Below are 17,879 nucleotides of genomic sequence, written 5' to 3' on the forward strand. Positions count from 1 at the left end.
GCAGCGCGCGAGCTGCGATGCGGCACCTGCTCAGAAAAGTAGCGGATTAAGTCGATTTTTACTTTGCGCCGTCAATGTAACGGCCAGTCGGTTGTTTGGTCCCGCGTCGCCGACAGCGTCGCCTGAGTCAGAGTTCTTGAGTCATGGTAGAGTCGCGTCGCGGGGCGTCTGCAAGGGCGCCCCGCACAAATTTTGAGTCCGCTTCGCACAGCATCATCGTCGGTGATTGCGTCGCCGAGATGTCGAAGCTTCAGGCTGGTTCGGTCGACCTCGTGTTCGCCGATCCGCCCTACAATCTCCAGCTCAAGGGCGATCTCAAGCGTCCCGACGAGTCCCACGTCGACGCCGTCAACGACGACTGGGACAAGTTCGATTCGTTTTCCGCCTACGACGATTTCACTCGCGCATGGCTGCTTGCCGCCCGCCGCGCGATGAAGCCGTCGGCGACGATCTGGGTGATCGGCTCCTATCACAACATCTTCCGCGTCGGCGCTATCATGCAGGACCTCGGCTTCTGGCTCCTGAACGACATCGTCTGGCGCAAGTCGAACCCGATGCCGAATTTCCGCGGCCGCCGTTTCACCAACGCGCATGAGACCATGATCTGGGCCGCGCGCGACGAGAAGGCCAAGGGCTACACGTTCAACTACGAAGCGCTGAAGGCGGCGAACGAGGACGTGCAGGCGCGTTCCGACTGGCTGATCCCGCTCTGCACCGGCGAGGAGCGCCTCAAGGGCGCCGACGGCAAGAAGGTGCACCCGACGCAGAAGCCGGAAGGCCTGCTCGCGCGCGTGCTGCTGTCGTCGTCAAAACCCGGCGATCTCGTGATCGATCCCTTCAACGGCACCGGCACCACGGGGGCGGTCGCCAAGCGCCTTGGCCGCTCCTATATCGGCTTCGAGCGCGACAAGGTCTACGCCAAGGCTGCGGAAGCCCGCATCGCTGCGGTCGAACCGCTCCCCGAAGAGAGCCTCGCTCCGTTCATGACCGCGCGCGAGGCGCCGCGGGTCGCGTTCTCCGAGCTGATCGAGCGCGGCATGATCATGCCCGGCACGAAACTGTTCGACGCCAAGAAGAAGCTCGGCGCACTCGTGCGCGCCGACGGCGCCATCATGCTCGGGGACAAGGTCGGCTCGATCCACCGCATCGGCGCCGTGGCGCAGGGCTCGGCCGCCTGCAATGGCTGGACCTATTGGCACGTCGAGACCAAGAAGGGCCTCAAGCTGATCGACGAACTGCGCGCCGAGATCCGCGCCGGCATGGCGGCGGAATAGATTCCCTCTCGTTCGTCATTCCGGGCTCGCGCCAAGAGGCGCGCCCCGGAATGACGAAGCCGTTGAAGGTCGACGCGCACAGGACTAGGATCACCCGATCAGTTCTCGTCTCGATCGGTCGATCCCCATGCGACGTCAGTCCGAGAGTTTGCTGCTTCTGCCATTGCTGCCGATCTTCCTCGCCGGCATGTTTCCGATGCTGCTGATCGGGCTGTTGGGATTTTTCGGGCTCGCTTTGTTCGGCGTGCTGCTGATCTGCGCCGGGCTCGCCTGCGGCAATGAGGCCCATGACACTTTTCAACACGACGTCGTCGTACACGGCTATGCGCGGGGACCGGAGCGCGCCGCGCAAGCCTCCAGCATGCATGAGGCGACGCGGCTGGCGCTGCAGGTGGAGGCCATGGGGCTCATCCTCATCATCGCGGCGGTGATCGGCTTCCTCTACGCCGGCTGATCTGCGCACGGCGCAGACGCCGCCCGGCAAACTCGCCGGTTGTGCTTCCGCTCAGGGTTCGGGCAAGAGAGGGCCGCCTAGCGGCAATGACGCTGCGTTCGCTCTCGGCAACAGAGACAGGGAGATGCTGATGCTCAAGTTCTATTTCAACGGATCACCGAACCCGACCAAGGTCGCGCTGTTTCTGGAGGAGTCCGGGCTGCCGTTCGAGCCGGTCGCCGTCGACACCCGCAAGGGCGAGCAGTTCACGCCGGACTATCTGAAGATCAACCCGAACGCCAAGGTGCCGGCGATCGACGACAACGGCACGATCGTGTTCGATAGCAACGCCATCCTGCTCTATCTCGCCGAGAAGACCGGCAAGTTCCTGCCGGCCCCCGCCGTCCGCGGCCAGACGCTGTCATGGCTGATGTTCGTTGCCACCGGCCTCGGGCCTTATTCGGGTCAGGCGGTGCACTTCAAGCACTTCTCGCCCAAGGGCCAGGACTACGCGCATAACCGCTACCAGTTCGAAGGTCACCGCCACTACCAGATCCTGGACGATCATCTCGCCAGGAACCGGTACATGGTCGGCGATGCCTACTCCGTCGTCGACATGGCGCTCTGGGGCTGGGCGCGCATGGCCGCCTTCGTGCTCGGCGAGGACGCGCCGACGAAGTATCCGAACGTCAAACGGCTGGTCGACGAGATTTCGGCGCGCCCCGCTGCTGCGCGCGCGATCGCGCTGAAGGACAAGTTCACCTTCAAGGCCGAGATGGACGACGAAGCCCGCCGCAACATGTTCAAGCACATGACGACCAAGGTGGCCTGATTACGCCACGCCGATCGTTTCAGGTCCACGCGCACGCGCGTGGACCTTTGCTTTTGAGGTGTCCGCTTTCGAGATGTCAGGCCGATCAGGCCGCGTGCACCGAGTTCAGGAACTTGCTGACCTCGAGCTTCAAACGACTGCTGTCGGCCGACAGCGAGCGCGCCGCCGACAGCACTTGCGAGGAGGCCGAGCCGGTCTCGGAGGCGCCGCGCTGCACGTCACCGATGTTGGTCGAGACCCGCTGCGTGCCGTGAGCGGCCTGCTGGACGTTGCGGGAGATTTCCTGCGTGGCGGCGCCCTGCTCTTCCACCGCGGCGGCAACCGTCGACGAGATCTCCGACAGCCGCTCGATGGTGCCGCTGATCTCCCTGATCGAGCCGACCGATTCTTCCGTCGCCGCCTGGATGCCCGAGACCTGCTGGGCGATCTCGCCGGTGGCTTTCGCAGTCTGTTCGGCAAGCGCCTCAAGCGGCTCAGTTCGGCGTCCTCACGGCGGCTTGCGGAAACGGGCCCAGCGCCTTCTCGGTCAGGACCGAGTCGCAATACTCTCGGATCTCCTTGATCTTACCGTCCTCCAGCCGGAACACGAGGCAGTAGTCGTTGTCGTAGCGCGCACCCTCGCGGGTGACGTTGTCGCCCTTGGCCTCCACCACCACGACATCGCCCTCGGCGATGAAGCGATGGGCGATCGTGCGCGTCCGGTCGGCGAGGCGCGAGCGGACGTGGCCGTGCAGGTCGTTCAGGATCGACTCTTTCCCTGCGAAGGCGCGCGACCAGGAATATTGTCCGGTCACGACCCATCGGGCGTCGTCGGCGAGGCTGGCGGTGAACAGCGCACGGTCGCGCGCGGCCGGATCGGGGTTCGCGGCGGCGGCGAAAATGTCCTGCATCAGTTTCTTGTTGGTTGCGGCGCTCATGGCGGCATCTCCGTTGGTAAGAACACGGAGATCATCGGCGCGATATCGAAATTCTTCAAATCGATAGCGAATATGATATCTATTCACATTATGAATTTTAATTCGCTTGACCTCAATCTCCTGATCGCGCTCGACGCGCTGCTGCGCGAGGCCAATGTCAGCCGCGCCGCGTTACGGATTGGCCTGTCGCAGCCGGCGACCAGCCACGCGCTGCAGCGGCTGCGCGACATTTTTGGCGATCCGCTGCTGGTGCGCACCGGTGCGCGCATGGAGCTGACACCGCGAGCCCAGGCGCTGCGCGCGCCGCTGGCGCAGGCGCTCGACCAGGTGCGCGGGCTCTTTGTGCCCGACGACTTCGACGCCGCCCGCAGCGAGCGGCAGTTCCGCCTGATGATGCCGGATCTCGCAGTCGAGCTGCTGATGCCGCCTCTGATGGAGAAGGTCACGCGGCTTGCGCCCAACGTCCGCATCGACGTCGTGCCGTGGCGGGGCCCGGCGATCTTCCACGCCGAATTCGCCCGCACCATCGATCTCGTGATCTCGATCGGCAACGCCTTCAAGGGCTTCCACCGGCAATTGCTCTACACCGACAGCGATGCGCTGGCGGTGCGGCGCGGCCATCCCATGGCTGCGAAGCTGAAACGGCGGGAGGCCTTCCTCGCCGCGCGCCATGTCGGCGTGATCATCCGCGGCCAGGCTGAGGACCTGATCGACACCTGGCTGCGCGCCAAGGGCATCGAGCGGCACATCGCGCTCGTCGTCTCGGGCTATCTCGAGGCGCTGCACGTCGCCGCCCGCACCGATCTCGTCGCCTTCGTCCCGCGCCGGCTGATCGCGGCGCTGTCGAAGCAGCTCGGCCTCGTCAGCGTGACGCCGCCGCTCGATCCCGGCATCGACGAGCAGTTCATGTTCTATCCGACCCGCGCGCAGATGGACCCCGGCTCGATCTGGCTGAGACGGCTGATGCTGGAGACGGGACGGGAGTTGGATCGAAAGAGCTCGTAGGGTGGGCAAAGCGAAGCGTGCCCACCGTGCTCCTACGCCGAAGCGACAAGGAAAAGGTGGTGGGCACGGCGCTCCGCGCCTTTGCCCACCCTACAAGTCCACTGTCTATCGCTGCGGAAACGAAAGCTGGTGGGTTACGCTTCGCTAACCCACCCTACGATCCAGCACTTCACGCCTTCTGCGCGTCCATCACCTTGCGTACCGCGGGGCGGTCGGACATGCGCTTGAAATGATCCGCGACCTTCGGCGTCGCGTTGATGTCGACGCTGTCGCCTTCGAGCCAGAGCGAGAGCGTGTAGAGATAGGGATCGCAGATCGTGTACTGCTCGCCCATCACCCACGGCCCTTTGAACATCTTCTGCTCAATCAGCGAGAAGCAGGCGCCCATGGTCTTCGGGATCATCTGCTTCATATCGACGAACGAGCTCTCTTCCGTCGCCCAGCGCGCGCCGCGCATCTTGTGGGCGTGGGCCACGTGCACGGTGGAGCAGAGATAGGAGTTGAACGACTGCGCCTGCGCGAATGCGAAGGGATCGTCGAACGGTGCGAGCCTGGCCTTAGGAAAGCTTTGCGCGATGTAGGCGAGCATCGCCGGCGTCTCGGTCAGCACGCCGCGATCGGTCACCAGCGCCGGCACGCGGGCCTTCGGGTTGATCGCGAGATAGTCCGGGCTGTTCTGCTGGTTGGCCTTGAAGTTCAGCCGTTCGGCCGTGTAGTCGGCCCCGGCCTCTTCCAGGGCGATATAGGTGGCGAGCGCGCAGGTGCCGGGGGCGTAGTAGAGCTTGAACATGTCGGACCTCGTGGGGGAAAGCCGGACGTTAACGGCCGCATGCAGCGCCGTCCATAGGGCTCTCTTCGCAGTTGCCCACGGCCGCCTCACCGTGCGAAGACGCCGCCAATCGGAGGGGTTTTGTCATGACCGTACTCATCGCCGGTGGCGGCATCGGCGGGCTGACGCTTGCGCTCAGCCTGCACCAGATCGGCGTTCCCGCAAAAGTGTTCGAGAGCGTGGCCGAGCTGCGCCCGCTCGGCGTCGGCATCAACGTGCTGCCGCATGCCGTGCGCGAGCTGATCGAGCTCGGGCTTATGGACAAGCTCGATGCCAGCGGCGTGCGCACCCGCGAGCTCGCCTACTTCTCCAAGCACGGCAAGCCGATCTGGAGCGAGCCGCGCGGATTGGAGGCCGGCTACAGATGGCCGCAATTCTCGATCCATCGCGGCATCCTGCAGCAACTCCTGCTCGACACCGCAGTCGAACGGCTCGGCCGCGACAACATCCTCACCAGCCATCATCTGACCGGCTGGAGCGAGACCGCCGCTGGCGTGCGTGCCGACTTCATCGACAAGGCGACCGGCAAGGCCGCAGGCACTTACGAAGGCGCGATCCTGATCGCCGCCGACGGCATCCATTCCGCCGTGCGAGAAAAGCTCTACCCACAGGAAGGACCGCCGATCTGGAACGGCCGCATCCTCTGGCGCGGCGTGACACCGGCCAAGGCCTTCCTCACCGGCCGCACCATGATCATGGCGGGCCATGAGATCCTGAAATTCGTCTGCTACCCCATCAGCAAGCAGCCGGACGCGTCCGGCAACCATCAGATCAACTGGGTCGCCGAGCGCCACATGCCGCCGACCTATCAGTGGCGGCGCGAGGACTATAACCGCACCGCGCGACTGGAAGAGTTCTTGCCCTGGTTCGAGAGCTGGCAGTTCGACTGGCTCGACGTGCCCGGCCTGATCCGAAACTGCCCGCACGCCTACGAATATCCGCTGGTCGATCGCGATCCGGTGTCGCAATGGACATTTGGCCGCGTCACGCTGATGGGCGATGCCGCCCATCCGATGTATCCGATCGGATCGAACGGCGCCTCGCAGGCGATCCTCGATGCCCGCGTCATCACCCGCGAGATTTTGGCGCATGGGCCGACGCAGGCTGCGCTGCTTGCCTATGAAGCCGAGCGCCGGCCGGCGACCACCGACCTCGTCCTGCTCAACCGCAAGAACGGCCCCGAGCAGGTGATGCAGCTCGTCGAGGAGCGCGCGCCGGAGGGCTACAGCGTCGTCACTGATGTGCTGTCGCAGCAGGAGCTGGAGGACATCGCCGCGAACTACAAGCGCGTTGCCGGCTTCCAGGTCGAGGCGCTGAACGCCAAGCCGCCGATCGTCAGCGCAGACGCGAAGCGCGCGGGTGTCTGAGGCTTCTGGAGAGGCACTGACGCCGGATGCGCGCACCACGGGATGACGCGAAAGCGCTGCAACGGCCATTGCCGGATGACGTGCTCAAGATCGTAATGCTTGGCCAGGATAAGGAAGATCGAGGCGGCGGCCTGCGCTTGGCTGTCTGCACACACTGATCGAGGCAGCGTGCCACCGCGGCCCCGAACTTGAAACAAAAAGTGAAAGAGAACAGCGGGGATATTCCTAAAAGCTGACTTGATTACTTTCTTCTAATCTCTTCGCCACATTTGATTGATGAGTAAGCAGCGATGACTGATCAGCAATTGGCCCTGCAAGCGATAAGCGAAGCGCAACTCATATTGGAAGAATACCTTCAGCCCTGGCCCAAGGATAATGCGCATATCCTTGAGAAGTTGGTGGAAGTTCTCGAACGCCCCGCCTTGATCGTTGCTGTAAGTCGATTGCAGCAACACGGCAGTTGAGCGCGCCCATGAGCAAACCGCTTCCATCGTTTGCTTTGATCATTTGCACTGCTGCGCTCTCGTTGCTCGAAATGACGAGCGTGCATGCCAAGCAACAATGCCGCGCTGCAATGCCGCAAAATCCGCAAGGGGAGTGGTGGTCCTATCGTCTCATCGACGGACGAAAATGCTGGTACGTGGGCAAGCCCATGCTTTCGAAATCATTGCTGGAGTGGCCTTCAGAGTCCCCCGAAACCGAATCTCGTGGAGACGCTGCAGGCGCGGTCATAGCGCCTAGCAAACCCGGCAATCCATTGGATGCACAAGCGCTGGCACTGAGGGACTTTGACACCTTTGAAGCGCGATGGCGTGCCAGGATCTCCAGTCCGCAAGGCCCGCGACCGACCGATACTCGCGACCAAGCGCCAGCGGATCAGTAACTTCTCGCTCCAAGAGCCGATAGCGCGCGAGCCGCACTTCGTGCTCTCTGAATTGCTGCTCGGTCATTCGTCTCGTCCCCCTCAAAGGAAGGTGGAGTGTAGGGCGAGACCTACAGCACCACCCTTGCCGCCTCGAGCAGCCGCTCGCTTGCGGTTGCCGTCGCGAGCACGGTGCCGTCCTCGGCCATCAGCTTGGCCTCGACGAAGGCGATGGTCTTGCCGAGCTGCGTCACGGTCGCCTCGCCGATGATCGTCCCGGGCTTGGCCGGGCTGAGGAAGTTCACGGTCATGCTGACGGTGGCGGTGTAGAGCCGGCCCTCGCTCATCACGAGCACCGCCGGGCCCATGGTGTCGTCGAGCATGGCCGAGAGCATGCCGCCCTGGATGAAGCCGGCAGGATTGCAGAACTCAGGTCTGCCCTCGAAGGCAAGCCTGATCCAGCCGTCTTGCGGACGAGCATCGAGCAGACGCCAACCCAACAGGTCGGCGCAGGGCGGTCTGGGAAAATTATCGAGCGCGGTCTTGACCATGCGAAGCCTCCGGTGCCGCTCGCTAATAACGCAGGCCTGCTGACAGCCTGGTGTCAGCAGGATAGCTAGCCGTCCAATGCGTGCGCGATCACCTTGCGCATGACGTTGGGCAGCGCTTCGTCGGCGAGGGTGGCGACCGGCACCCAGCGCATGCCGTCTGGCGCGCGCGTGCGGGCGTCGACCCGGGCGGTGTAGACCACGAGCTCCAGCGGAAAATGCGTGAAGACGTGGGTGACGACGCCCAGCCTGCGCTGCCAGCGCGAAAGCCCCTTCAGCTCCGGCGCCTGCTCTTTCGCCAGCTTGTCGTCCTGGCCGGCGCGCCAATCCGAACCCGGCACCTCGGTCATCCCGCCGAGCAATCCCTTCTCAGGCCGGGTGCGGACGAGGAGCTCGTCGCCGCGCCTGACGACGAAGGCGGCGCCCCGCCGCAGCGTCCCGCTTTTCTTCGGCGCCTTGCGCGGGAATGTGTCCTGCGTGCCTTGCGTGCGCGCCACGCAGCCGTCGGTGAACGGACATAACGAGCAGGCCGGCTTCTTCGGCGTGCAGATCGAAGCGCCGAGATCCATCAGCGCCTGCGCGCTGTCGCCGGCGCGAGACTTCTCGTCGCCGGCGCGTGAGTCGGCGAGCAACATCGCCGCCAATTGCTGGATCTTTGGCTTTGCCTGCGGGAGCTCTTCTTCAACTGCAAAGAGCCGCGACACCACCCGCTCGATATTGCCGTCGACCGGCATGGTGCGGCGATCGAAGGCGATCGCGGCAATCGCGGCCGCCGTGTAGGGCCCGATCCCCGGCAGCGCGCGCAGGCCGTCCTCGGTGTCGGGAAACACGCCGCCATGCTCGCGCGTCACCTCGACCGCGCAGGCGTAGAGATTGCGTGCGCGTGAATAATAGCCGAGCCCCGCCCACATCCGCAGCACGTCGTCGAGCGAAGCCCGCCCGAGCGCCGTGACGTCCGGCCAGCGCACGACGAATTTTTCGAAATAGGGCCCGACGGCCTTCACCGTGGTCTGCTGCAGCATGATCTCCGACAGCCAGACGCGATAGGGATCCGCCGTCTCGCCGGGCGCCGCGCGCCAAGGGAGCCTGCGGCGGTGGCGGTCGTACCAGGCGAGCAGCGCCAGCGGGCGCGCCAAACGTTCCGGTTCAACCGGTTCCGACTTCGCCTTCAGGGCAACTTTGGGGCTCATGCTGTCACTGTAACCGGCTCGCGCCGATCTCTCCACGTCATGCCCGCGCTTGTCGCGGGCATCCACGTCTTTCTTCGCGAAGCCTGTGGCCTGCGCTCCGGAGTGCTATAAGGCCCTCATGTCCAAGCCCGGCCCCATCAGCGCAAAGCCGCTCTCGATCCTCCTCAACGACGTCTTTGCCGAGGCCTATGCCAAGCAGGGCTTTGCCGCGCGCGAGCTGGTGACGCGCTGGGCGCAGATTGCCGGGGCGGAGATCGCGGCCCATGCCGAGCCGCTCAAGATGCAATGGCCGCGGCCCGTTGAGGGCCAGCCGCAGGAGCCGGCGACGCTGGTGCTGCGGGTCGAGGGACCGATGGCGCTGGAAATCCAACACTCCGCCGACGTCATCCTGGAACGGGTCAACCGCTTCTTCGGCTGGAGCGCGGTCGGCAAGCTCGCCTTCCGCCAGGCTCCCCTGTCGCGGGCCCGGCGCCCGGTGCGGCCCGGCCCGCCGGACCCGAAAGCCGTGGCCAAGGTGGCGGAAAGCCTCGCCGACATCGAAGATGAACAATTGAAGACAGCGCTGGCGCGCCTGGGGGCCGCAATCAAGCGAAATTGAGCCTTATTGCGCGTGCAATCTGGACCCGTCCTTGCGGCTCGCCATTGCCTCAAACGACGTTTCAAGCTAGCGACAGGCCGCCTGAGATAAGGAACCTCGGGCGAGACCACGCCAATCCGGGAGCCGACCTTGATCATCACCCGCCGCGCCTTCACCACGATGCTGTCGCTGACCGGGCTTGCCGCGCTCGCCGGGCTCTCGCCGCTGCGGTTCATCTCAGAGGCCATGATCCCTGAAGCAATGGCGCAGACCGCCGCCGATGTGGCCAAGCCGGTGTCGCTGCCCGACATGGCGCTGGGCCCGGCGGACGCCGCCGTCACCATCACCGAATTCGCCTCGATGACCTGCCCGCACTGCGCCGCCTTCAACGAGCAGGTGTTTCCGAAGATCAAGAAGGAATACATCGACACCGGCAAGGTTCGTTACATCTTCCGCGAGTTCCCGCTCGACATCAAAGCCGCCGCCGGCTCGATGCTGTCGCGCTGCATCGCCAACGGCGACGCGTCGAAATATTTCGCGGTGACCGACATGCTGTTCCGCCAGCAGAGCGACTGGGTGATGAAGAACACCACGGAGACCTTGGCCCGGATCGGCAAGCAGGCCGGCCTCACCCAGCAGCAGGTCGAGGCCTGCCTGAAGGACCAGGCGTTGCTCGACAAGATCGCCGCCGACCAGAAATATGCGAGCGATGTGCTGAAGGTCGATTCCACGCCGACGTTCTTCATCAACGGTGAGAAGATCAAGGGCGAAGCCTCGTTCGAGGAATTCGCGAAGAAGATCAACTCGCTGCTCAAGAGCTGATTTGAAAGCTGATTCGCGCGCGCGAAGCCTGATTCGCGCGCCGCTAGCCCTATCATTCCCGTCACAAATCCCTTGGGAAAAGCGGGTTTCGCAGGTTGCCCTCGCGACGCGGCACGGCCATTGTCCAGCCGCATGAGCCGCCTTGAGCGACTCGTTCAGACAGCGACATTGCCTTCTATGGTATTGTCCCGGCAGGGAGATTCGCACCCTGTCAACAGAGATGCGTGTTTATGAAGATCACCCGCCTGCGCCTTCATGGCTTCAAGTCCTTCGTTGAGCCCACCGACTTCGTGATCGAGGCCGGCCTGACCGGCGTGGTCGGACCCAACGGCTGCGGCAAGTCGAACCTCGTCGAAGCGCTGCGCTGGGCGATGGGCGAGACCTCGCACAAATCGCTGCGCGCCGCCGACATGGACGCGGTGATCTTCGCAGGCTCCGGCAACCGCCCGGCGCGCAACCACGCCGAAGTGACGATGACGATCGACAATGCCGATCGCACCGCACCGGCGGCGATGAACGACAGCCAGCTTCTGGAAATCTCCCGCCGCATCGAGCGCGAGGCGGGTTCGGTCTATCGCATCAACGGCCGCGACGTGCGCGCCCGCGACGTGCAGATCCTGTTTGCAGACGCCGCCACCGGCGCGCGCTCGCCCGCCCTCGTCCACCAGGGCAAGATCGGCGAGATCATCCAGGCCAAGCCCGAGCAGCGCCGCCGCGTGCTGGAAGACGCCGCCGGCGTCGCCGGCCTGCACGCCCGCCGCCACGAGGCCGAGCTGCGGCTGAAGGCGGCCGAAACCAACCTCACCCGCGTCGAGGACGTGATCGGCCAGCTCTCCGGCCAGATGGAAGGCCTGAAGAAGCAGGCCCGCCAGGCCGTGCGCTATCGCGAGGTCGCCGCGAAGGTCCGCAAGTCCGAGGCCACGCTGTTCCATCTGCGCTGGATCGGCGCCCATGCCGAGGTCAACGATTCCGGCCATACCCATGATCTCGCGGTCCGCGAGATGGCGGAGCGCACCCAGCATCAGGCGGAAGCCGCCCGCATCCAGGCGATCCGCGCCGCCGAGATGCCGGCGCTGCGCGACGCGGAAGCGCGCGCCGCAGCCGGGCTGCAGCGGCTGACCAATGCCCGCGAACTGCTCGACCGCGAGGAAGAGCGCGCCAAGGAGCGCGTCGCCGAGCTCGAGCGGCGCCTCGCGCAATTCGAAGGCGACATCTCCCGCGCCCAGCAGCAGACCATGGACGCCGACGTCGCGCTGCAGCGGCTCGACACCGAAGATGCCGAGCTGAAGGAAGAGATCAAATCGCGCGTCGAGAAGCGCTCCGGCGTCGATGAGCGCGTCTCCGAAGCCGAGGCGACGCTCGCCGAAGTCGAGCAGCGCTTCTCCGAGCTCACCACCTCGCTCGCCGACCTCACTGCCAAGCGCAACCAGCTCGAGGCCAACGTCCGCACCCACCGCGACAAGCTCGCCCGGCTCGACCAGGAGATCGCGAATGTCGCGGCGGAAGAGCAGAAGCTCGCGGCGGAGACCGGCGGGTTCGGCGATCTCGACGAGCTGACCGCAGCGGTCGAGAACGCGGAACAGACGCTTGCGGCTTCGGAAGCCGCGGCGCAGGCGAGCGAAGCTTCACACGTCGCGGCGCGCCAGACGCTGGAATCCTCGCGCTCGCCGCTGAATGAGGCCGACAAGCGCGTGCAACGGCTCGAGACCGAGGCGCGCACGATCTCCAAGATCGTCAACGGCGAGACCAAGAATCTGTGGCCGCCGATCATCGACGGCATCACCGTCGACAAGGGTTTTGAAAAGGCGATCGGCGCCGCGCTCGGCGATGATCTCGACGCGCCGGTCGATCCGTCGGCGCCGATGCGCTGGACCAATGCCGGCGTCACCGAAGGCGATCCGGCGCTGCCCGACGGCGTCGTTCCGCTCGCCGACCACGTGCAGGCGCCGGCCGAGCTGGCGCGCCGTCTGGCGCAGATCGGCGTGGTGCCGCGCGAGCGCGGCGCCGAGCTGGTCTCGCAGCTCAAGACCGGCCAGCGGCTGGTCTCGCCCGAAGGCGACGTCTGGCGTTGGGACGGCTTTGTCGCAGCAGCTCACGCGCCGACCGGGGCCGCGCGGCGTCTCGCCGAGCGCGCGCGTCTCGTCGACATCGAGAACGAGCTCGAGCAAGCCCGCATCGACGCCCAGATCAAGCGTCAGGCGCTCGAGAATGCCGAGGCCGAACTGCAGATGGCCGCCAGCACCGAAGGTGCTTCGCGCGAAGCCTGGCGCGCCGCGCAGCGCGAGCTGAACGCCGCACGCGAGCGCCATGCCACGGCCGAGCGCGAGATCAGCCGTCACGCCGCGCGCAAGGCGACGCTGTCGGAAGCACACAGCCGTCTCGCCGCCGACCGCGCCGAGGCCGAGGCCGCGCATGAATATGCCGCGGCCGCGATCACCGAGCTGCCGTCGAGCGAGGACACCGAGACCCAGCTCGCCGCGGTCCGCAGCGACATCGAAGGCCATCGCCGCATGGCGGCCCAGGTCCGCGCCGAGGCGCAGGCGCTGGCGCGCGAGGCCGAGCTCGCCGACCGCCGCGTGCAGGCGATCCTCGCCGAGCGCACCGAGTGGCAGAACCGCAAGGAGGGCGCGGCCTCCCACATCGACACCATCCAGGCCCGCATCACCGAGGTCTCGATCGAGCGCAGCGAGCTCGAAAACGCGCCGGCCGTGTTCGCGGAGAAGCGCAGCGCGCTGATCACCGAGATCGAATACGCCGAGAGCGATCGTCGCATCGCCGCCGACGCGCTCGCCAGCGCGGAAACCGCGATGGCGGAGACCGATCGTGTCGCGAAATTGACGCTCGAGGCGCTGTCGAGCTCACGCGAGGCGACCGCGCGCGCCGAGGAGCGCATGGAAGGCGCGCGGCGCCGGCTTGAGGACATCGAGCGCGAAATCCGCGACATGCTCGAGGTCGAGCCGCAGGCGGTCGCGGGCCTTGCCGAGATCGAGCCCGGCGCCGAACTGCCGCCGCTGCACGAGATCGAGGAGGATCTCGAAAAGATGCGCCGCGACCGCGAGCGCCTGGGTGCGGTGAACCTGCGCGCCGAGGAAGAGCTGCGCGAAGTCGAGGGCCAGCACACCGGCCTCGTCACCGAGCGCGACGACCTCGTCGAAGCCATCAAACGTCTCCGCCAGGGCATCCAGAGCCTCAACAAGGAAGCGCGCGAGCGGCTGCTGACCTCGTTCGAGGTCGTCAACAACCACTTCAAGCGCCTCTTCGTCGAGCTGTTCGGCGGCGGCGAGGCGGCGCTGCACCTGATCGAGAGCGACGACCCGCTGGAGGCCGGCCTCGAGATCATCGCAAAGCCGCCGGGCAAGAAGCCGCAGACGCTGTCGCTGCTCTCGGGCGGCGAGCAGGCGCTGACCGCCATGGCGCTGATCTTCGCCGTGTTCCTCACCAACCCCTCGCCGATCTGCGTGCTGGACGAAGTCGACGCACCGCTCGACGACCACAACGTCGAGCGCTACTGCAACCTCCTGCACGAGATGACCGGCTCGACCGATACGCGCTTCATCATCATCACGCACAATCCGATCACGATGGCGCGGATGAACCGGCTGTTCGGCGTCACCATGGCCGAGCGCGGCGTCTCGCAGCTCGTGTCTGTGAGCCTGCAAGAGGCGGTGGAGATCCTTGACCAGAACGTGGCGTGAGGATATTGACGGTCATTCCGGGCTCGCCACCGGGCCCGCGCGAAGCGCGGCCCGATGACAGGCTCCGCGAGAACTATGGTGCGCAATTGCGCACCTGAGAATCTCGCGCCACACGGATTGACGTCATCATCCGCGAAGGCGGATGATCCAGTACGCCGCGGCTCCTCGATCGACGTCCGCTCTCTCGGAGTACTGGATGCCCCGCCTGCGCGGGGCGTGACGATGGAAGATGATTTCACCGACGCTTCCCCCCGAACTCAAGGCCGCGCTCGACGGCAAGCTCCAGGGCTTTTCCCGCACCGATGCGGCGCGGCGGTCGTCGCAGATCTCCAGCACCTATCGCGCCGGCGGCGGCTCGGGCACGATCAAGTCCGAAGCCGATGCGCTCGCCTATGCCCTGGCGCGGATGCCGGCCACCTATGCTGCCGTAGCTGCGAGCCTGAACGCGCTGACCGAGATCGCGCCGGACTTGGCTCCGGAAACCCTGCTCGACGTTGGCGCAGGCCCGGGCACCGCGAGCTGGGCCGCCGCGGAGGCCTTTCCATCACTGCAAGCCTTCACCCTGCTCGATGCCAACGCGACGCTGAGCCGGCTCGCGCTCGAGCTCGCCCGCGACAGCGTACGACTGGCGGATTGCCGCTATCTGCCCGGCGATGCCGGCACCAACCTCGCCGAGGTCTCATCCGCCGACATCGTGATTGCGAGCTACATCGTGGGCGAGCTCGGTGAGAGCGACCAGCGCGCGCTCACCGAGGCGATGTGGGCGAAAGCGCGCCATGCGCTGATCGTGATCGAGCCCGGCACGCCGGCGGGCTATGCGCGCATCCTCGCGTTGCGCCAGCAGCTGATCGCGGCCGGCGGCTCTGTCGCGGCTCCCTGCCCGCACGAGAAGCCGTGTCCACTGACAGCGCCCGACTGGTGCCATTTCTCCCAGCGCCTGCCGCGCTCCCAGGCACACCGGCAGATCAAGGGCGCCGAGGTGCCGTTCGAGGACGAGCGGTTCATCTACGTCGCCCTGACCCGCACACCGCCCGTGGCGCGCGCCTCGCGCATACTGGCGCCGCCTGATGTCGGCAAGGCCGAGATCACGGCAAAGCTCTGCACCGAGGGCGGTGTCGCACTGACAAAGGTCCCGCGGCGCGACAAGGCCGCCTATGCGGACGCCCGGCGTTGGCGCTGGGGCGACGCCGTCATGTCCGAAAGTTAACCCCGTTCGGCGCTTTTGCCTTGAACTCGGATGGGTCCACATCCGACCAAGTCTTACCTCCCTTTGCCTCCCTTGCGCGCCGGCCTGCCGTCCGGCGCCATTTTGGTTTACCCTGCCCGCCTTCAATCCCCTTCAGGAGTTCTCCATGTCGACCGGCTGGATCGTTCTCGGCGTTATCGTCGTCCTCGTGCTGTTCGCCTTCGGCGCCTACAACCGGCTGGTGGCGCTGAGCCAGCGCGTCAGCCAGGCCTTTGCCGACATCGACGTGCAGCTCAAGCAGCGCCACGATTTGATCCCGAATCTGGTCGAGACGGTGAAGGGCTACGCCGCGCATGAGCGCGGCACGCTCGACGACGTCATCAAGGCGCGCAACTCGGCGATGTCGGCGCAGGGCCCGGCGCAAGTCTCCGCGGCCGAGAACCAGCTCTCCGGCGCGCTCGGCCGGCTGATCGCGCTGTCGGAGGCCTATCCCGACCTCAAGGCCAATGCCAATTTCCAGCAGCTCGCCAGCGAGCTCTCCGACCTCGAGAACAAGATCGCGGCGAGCCGCCGCTTCTTCAACAATGCGGTCCAGGAATACAACACCGGCATCCAGCAGATGCCCGCCGCGCTGTTCGCCGGCATGTTCGGCTTCACGCGCAAGGATTTCTTCGATCTCGGCGCGAGCCGCACCGAGGTCGAGGCGACGCCGCAGGTGAAGTTCTGATTGGCGCGCGCGACTGGAGTTTTCTCACCTTCATCATTCCACATTGCGCAAGTGCGCAATGTGGGCGCGTCGAAGACGCGAACCCGGAATGACGACCGAGACACTAAGCTCCAGGTTCCGGGTTCGCGTCGTTCGCGTACCCTGGAATGACAGGAGCTAACGGAAACAGCCATGGCCGCGTATGGTCTCTACACGCATATCGCCTCGAACAAGTTTCGTTCGATGGTGCTGCTCGCCGGCCTGTTCATGCTGGTCTACGTGCTGGTCTATGCCGGCGCGCTGGTCGCTGAAGTCGTCATCGACAGTAACGAAACCGTCGCTTACTATCTGAGCCGCGCCTTCCACGATCTGATCGTCGCCTCGCCCGTCGCAACCATCGCGGTGATCGTCTGGATCGTGATCGCCTATTTCTTCCACCAGTCGATGATCGATGCGGTGACTGGCGGCCACGACGTCACCCGGCAGGAGGAACCGCGGCTCTACAATCTCCTCGAAAATCTCTGCATCTCGCGCGGCATCACCATGCCGAAGCTGAAGATCATGGAGAGCCCGGCATTGAACGCATTCGCGACCGGCCTCAACCCGCGGCAATATGCGGTCACCGTCACCACGGGCCTCTTGAAAGCGCTGGACGATCAGGAGATCGAGGCCGTGCTGGGGCACGAGCTGACCCACATCAAGAACGGCGACGTGCAGCTCATGGTCGTCGCTGTCATCATCGCCGGCGTGGTCGGCTTCTTCGGCGAGTTGTTCTTCCGCCTGTTCACGAGCTTCAACTGGAGTTCCGGCTCGGGCGGCTCGTGGTCGTCGGGCTCGTCGTCCTCCTCGTCGCGCTCATCCTCCTCGAGCAGCGACAGCAAGAGCTCCGGCGGCGGCGCGGTGATCGTCATCGTCATCGCGGTGGTGCTGATCGTGGTGGCGTGGCTGATGTCGCAGGTGGTCAAGCTCGCGCTGTCGCGCTCGCGCGAGTTTCTTGCCGACGCCGGCTCGGTGGAGCTGACGAAAAATCCCGACGCCATGATCTCGGCGCTGCGGAAGATCGAGGGCCGCGGCGAATTGCCGGGCGCGACCTCGGCCGTGATGGAGCTCTGCGTCGACAATCCCCGCGAGGGGTTTGCCGACCTGTTCGCGACCCACCCCTCGGTCAAGTCCCGGGTCGACGCCCTGGTCAAGTTTGCCGGCGGCCATGATCCCGGCCCGCTGCCGACGCCCGCCGGCGAGGCCGAAGAGCCCGAGGCCCAAAACCCCGAGACCCAAGACCCCGAGACCCAAGCCGACCAGCAGGGCACCCCGCCGCCCGTCCCCACAGGCCCATGGAACGAACCCGGCCAGCCGGCCGATCCTCCCGGCCCCGCGCGGAGCCCCTTCGGAACCGTGCTCGGCAATCCGGTGGGGACTCCCATGGGTCCCTGGGGCCGTCATTGAGCGCGTGACTTGCTGCGGGAGCGCCGCGGGTTTCATGGCAATTGGGAAAAACCCCCGGGAATTGCCGCATTGGAGCGGCAAGGAATTGAATTCTCCCTTGTTTCTGCCATGTTCGCGCCCAACAGCAGACTTTGGAAAGTCGATTTGGGACCCGGCCGATCGCAACCAGCGATCGGCGGGCGCGCGTTAG

General features: G+C 65.6%; 17 protein-coding genes and 1 pseudogene. 13 read left to right on the forward strand and 5 right to left on the reverse strand.

Annotated elements, in window-relative coordinates; all coding sequences use genetic code 11:
• Nucleotides 1-143 precede the first annotated feature (143 nt).
• The 3 genes from K289_RS0123660 to K289_RS0123670 all read left to right on the forward strand — a co-directional run bounded on the left by K289_RS0123660 (nucleotide 144) and on the right by K289_RS0123670 (nucleotide 2,539).
• Complete coding sequence (locus K289_RS0123660) at nucleotides 144-1,274, forward strand: site-specific DNA-methyltransferase (RefSeq protein WP_027553809.1); 1,131 nt, start codon at nucleotides 144-146, stop codon at nucleotides 1,272-1,274.
• A 127-nt stretch (nucleotides 1,275-1,401) separates the two neighbouring features.
• Nucleotides 1,402-1,728, forward strand: a complete 327-nt coding sequence (locus K289_RS0123665) for a hypothetical protein (protein WP_027553810.1) — start codon at nucleotides 1,402-1,404, stop codon at nucleotides 1,726-1,728.
• Between the two features lie 130 nt (nucleotides 1,729-1,858).
• Nucleotides 1,859-2,539 (forward strand): glutathione S-transferase family protein, encoded by a 681-nt coding sequence (locus tag K289_RS0123670; protein WP_027553811.1) that lies wholly within the window; start codon nucleotides 1,859-1,861, stop codon nucleotides 2,537-2,539.
• Nucleotides 2,540-2,624: 85 nt separating this feature from the next.
• Here K289_RS0123670 and K289_RS48885 read toward each other — a convergent pair.
• Both K289_RS48885 and K289_RS0123680 read right to left on the reverse strand, forming a co-directional pair.
• A pseudogene (locus tag K289_RS48885) lies at nucleotides 2,625-3,008 on the reverse strand (methyl-accepting chemotaxis protein); the annotation flags it as partial.
• A gap of 4 nt (nucleotides 3,009-3,012) precedes the next feature.
• On the reverse strand, nucleotides 3,013-3,456 hold the full coding sequence (locus tag K289_RS0123680; protein ID WP_027553813.1) for a nuclear transport factor 2 family protein: 444 nt from the start codon (nucleotides 3,454-3,456) through the stop codon (nucleotides 3,013-3,015).
• A gap of 90 nt (nucleotides 3,457-3,546) precedes the next feature.
• On the opposite strand from K289_RS0123680, the gene K289_RS0123685 reads away from it, so the two are divergent.
• Complete coding sequence (locus tag K289_RS0123685) at nucleotides 3,547-4,461, forward strand: LysR family transcriptional regulator (protein ID WP_027553814.1); 915 nt, start codon at nucleotides 3,547-3,549, stop codon at nucleotides 4,459-4,461.
• Between the two features lie 169 nt (nucleotides 4,462-4,630).
• On the opposite strand, the gene K289_RS0123690 is transcribed toward K289_RS0123685, so the two are convergent.
• Entirely contained in the window at nucleotides 4,631-5,251 is a 621-nt protein-coding gene (locus tag K289_RS0123690; protein WP_027553815.1) for a glutathione S-transferase family protein, read from the reverse strand.
• A 125-nt stretch (nucleotides 5,252-5,376) separates the two neighbouring features.
• On the opposite strand from K289_RS0123690, the gene K289_RS0123695 reads away from it, so the two are divergent.
• The 3 genes from K289_RS0123695 to K289_RS48890 all read left to right on the forward strand — a co-directional run bounded on the left by K289_RS0123695 (nucleotide 5,377) and on the right by K289_RS48890 (nucleotide 7,540).
• Nucleotides 5,377-6,657: a flavin-dependent oxidoreductase gene (locus K289_RS0123695; protein ID WP_027553816.1), complete on the forward strand. Its 1,281-nt coding sequence runs from the start codon at nucleotides 5,377-5,379 to the stop codon at nucleotides 6,655-6,657.
• A gap of 290 nt (nucleotides 6,658-6,947) precedes the next feature.
• Entirely contained in the window at nucleotides 6,948-7,121 is a 174-nt protein-coding gene (locus tag K289_RS51700) for a hypothetical protein (RefSeq protein ID WP_198024753.1), read from the forward strand.
• Between the two features lie 8 nt (nucleotides 7,122-7,129).
• Nucleotides 7,130-7,540, forward strand: coding sequence for a hypothetical protein (locus K289_RS48890; RefSeq protein WP_245283983.1), 411 nt, complete (start codon nucleotides 7,130-7,132; stop codon nucleotides 7,538-7,540).
• Between the two features lie 110 nt (nucleotides 7,541-7,650).
• Here the strand turns inward: K289_RS48890 and K289_RS0123705 are convergent, their stop codons facing one another.
• A complete protein-coding gene (locus K289_RS0123705) occupies nucleotides 7,651-8,070 on the reverse strand; it encodes a PaaI family thioesterase (protein WP_027553817.1) in 420 nt (139 codons plus the stop codon).
• 65 nt (nucleotides 8,071-8,135) lie between these two features.
• Nucleotides 8,136-9,257 carry an A/G-specific adenine glycosylase gene (gene mutY / locus K289_RS0123710; protein WP_027553818.1) on the reverse strand — a complete coding sequence of 374 codons (1,122 nt, stop codon included), beginning with the start codon at nucleotides 9,255-9,257 and terminating at the stop codon, nucleotides 8,136-8,138.
• Nucleotides 9,258-9,375: 118 nt separating this feature from the next.
• Here mutY and K289_RS0123715 point away from each other — a divergent pair, with 118 nt between their 5' ends.
• The 6 genes from K289_RS0123715 to K289_RS0123740 all read left to right on the forward strand — a co-directional run bounded on the left by K289_RS0123715 (nucleotide 9,376) and on the right by K289_RS0123740 (nucleotide 17,689).
• Nucleotides 9,376-9,855: a DUF721 domain-containing protein gene (locus K289_RS0123715; RefSeq protein ID WP_027553819.1), complete on the forward strand. Its 480-nt coding sequence runs from the start codon at nucleotides 9,376-9,378 to the stop codon at nucleotides 9,853-9,855.
• Nucleotides 9,856-9,984: 129 nt separating this feature from the next.
• Nucleotides 9,985-10,656 carry a DsbA family protein gene (locus K289_RS0123720; RefSeq protein WP_027553820.1) on the forward strand — a complete coding sequence of 224 codons (672 nt, stop codon included), beginning with the start codon at nucleotides 9,985-9,987 and terminating at the stop codon, nucleotides 10,654-10,656.
• A 230-nt stretch (nucleotides 10,657-10,886) separates the two neighbouring features.
• Nucleotides 10,887-14,351, forward strand: coding sequence for a chromosome segregation protein SMC (gene smc, locus K289_RS0123725; RefSeq protein WP_027553821.1), 3,465 nt, complete (start codon nucleotides 10,887-10,889; stop codon nucleotides 14,349-14,351).
• A 229-nt stretch (nucleotides 14,352-14,580) separates the two neighbouring features.
• A complete protein-coding gene (locus tag K289_RS0123730; protein WP_027553822.1) occupies nucleotides 14,581-15,558 on the forward strand; it encodes a small ribosomal subunit Rsm22 family protein in 978 nt (325 codons plus the stop codon).
• A gap of 145 nt (nucleotides 15,559-15,703) precedes the next feature.
• Nucleotides 15,704-16,264, forward strand: a complete 561-nt coding sequence (locus K289_RS0123735) for a LemA family protein (RefSeq protein ID WP_027553823.1) — start codon at nucleotides 15,704-15,706, stop codon at nucleotides 16,262-16,264.
• 171 nt (nucleotides 16,265-16,435) lie between these two features.
• Nucleotides 16,436-17,689, forward strand: coding sequence for a M48 family metallopeptidase (locus tag K289_RS0123740; protein WP_027553824.1), 1,254 nt, complete (start codon nucleotides 16,436-16,438; stop codon nucleotides 17,687-17,689).
• The last annotated feature ends 190 nt before the right edge of the window (nucleotides 17,690-17,879 follow it).

Origin of the sequence: Bradyrhizobium sp. Cp5.3, assembly GCF_000426265.1 — a bacterium.
GTDB classification, from domain to species: domain Bacteria; phylum Pseudomonadota; class Alphaproteobacteria; order Rhizobiales; family Xanthobacteraceae; genus Bradyrhizobium; species Bradyrhizobium neotropicale.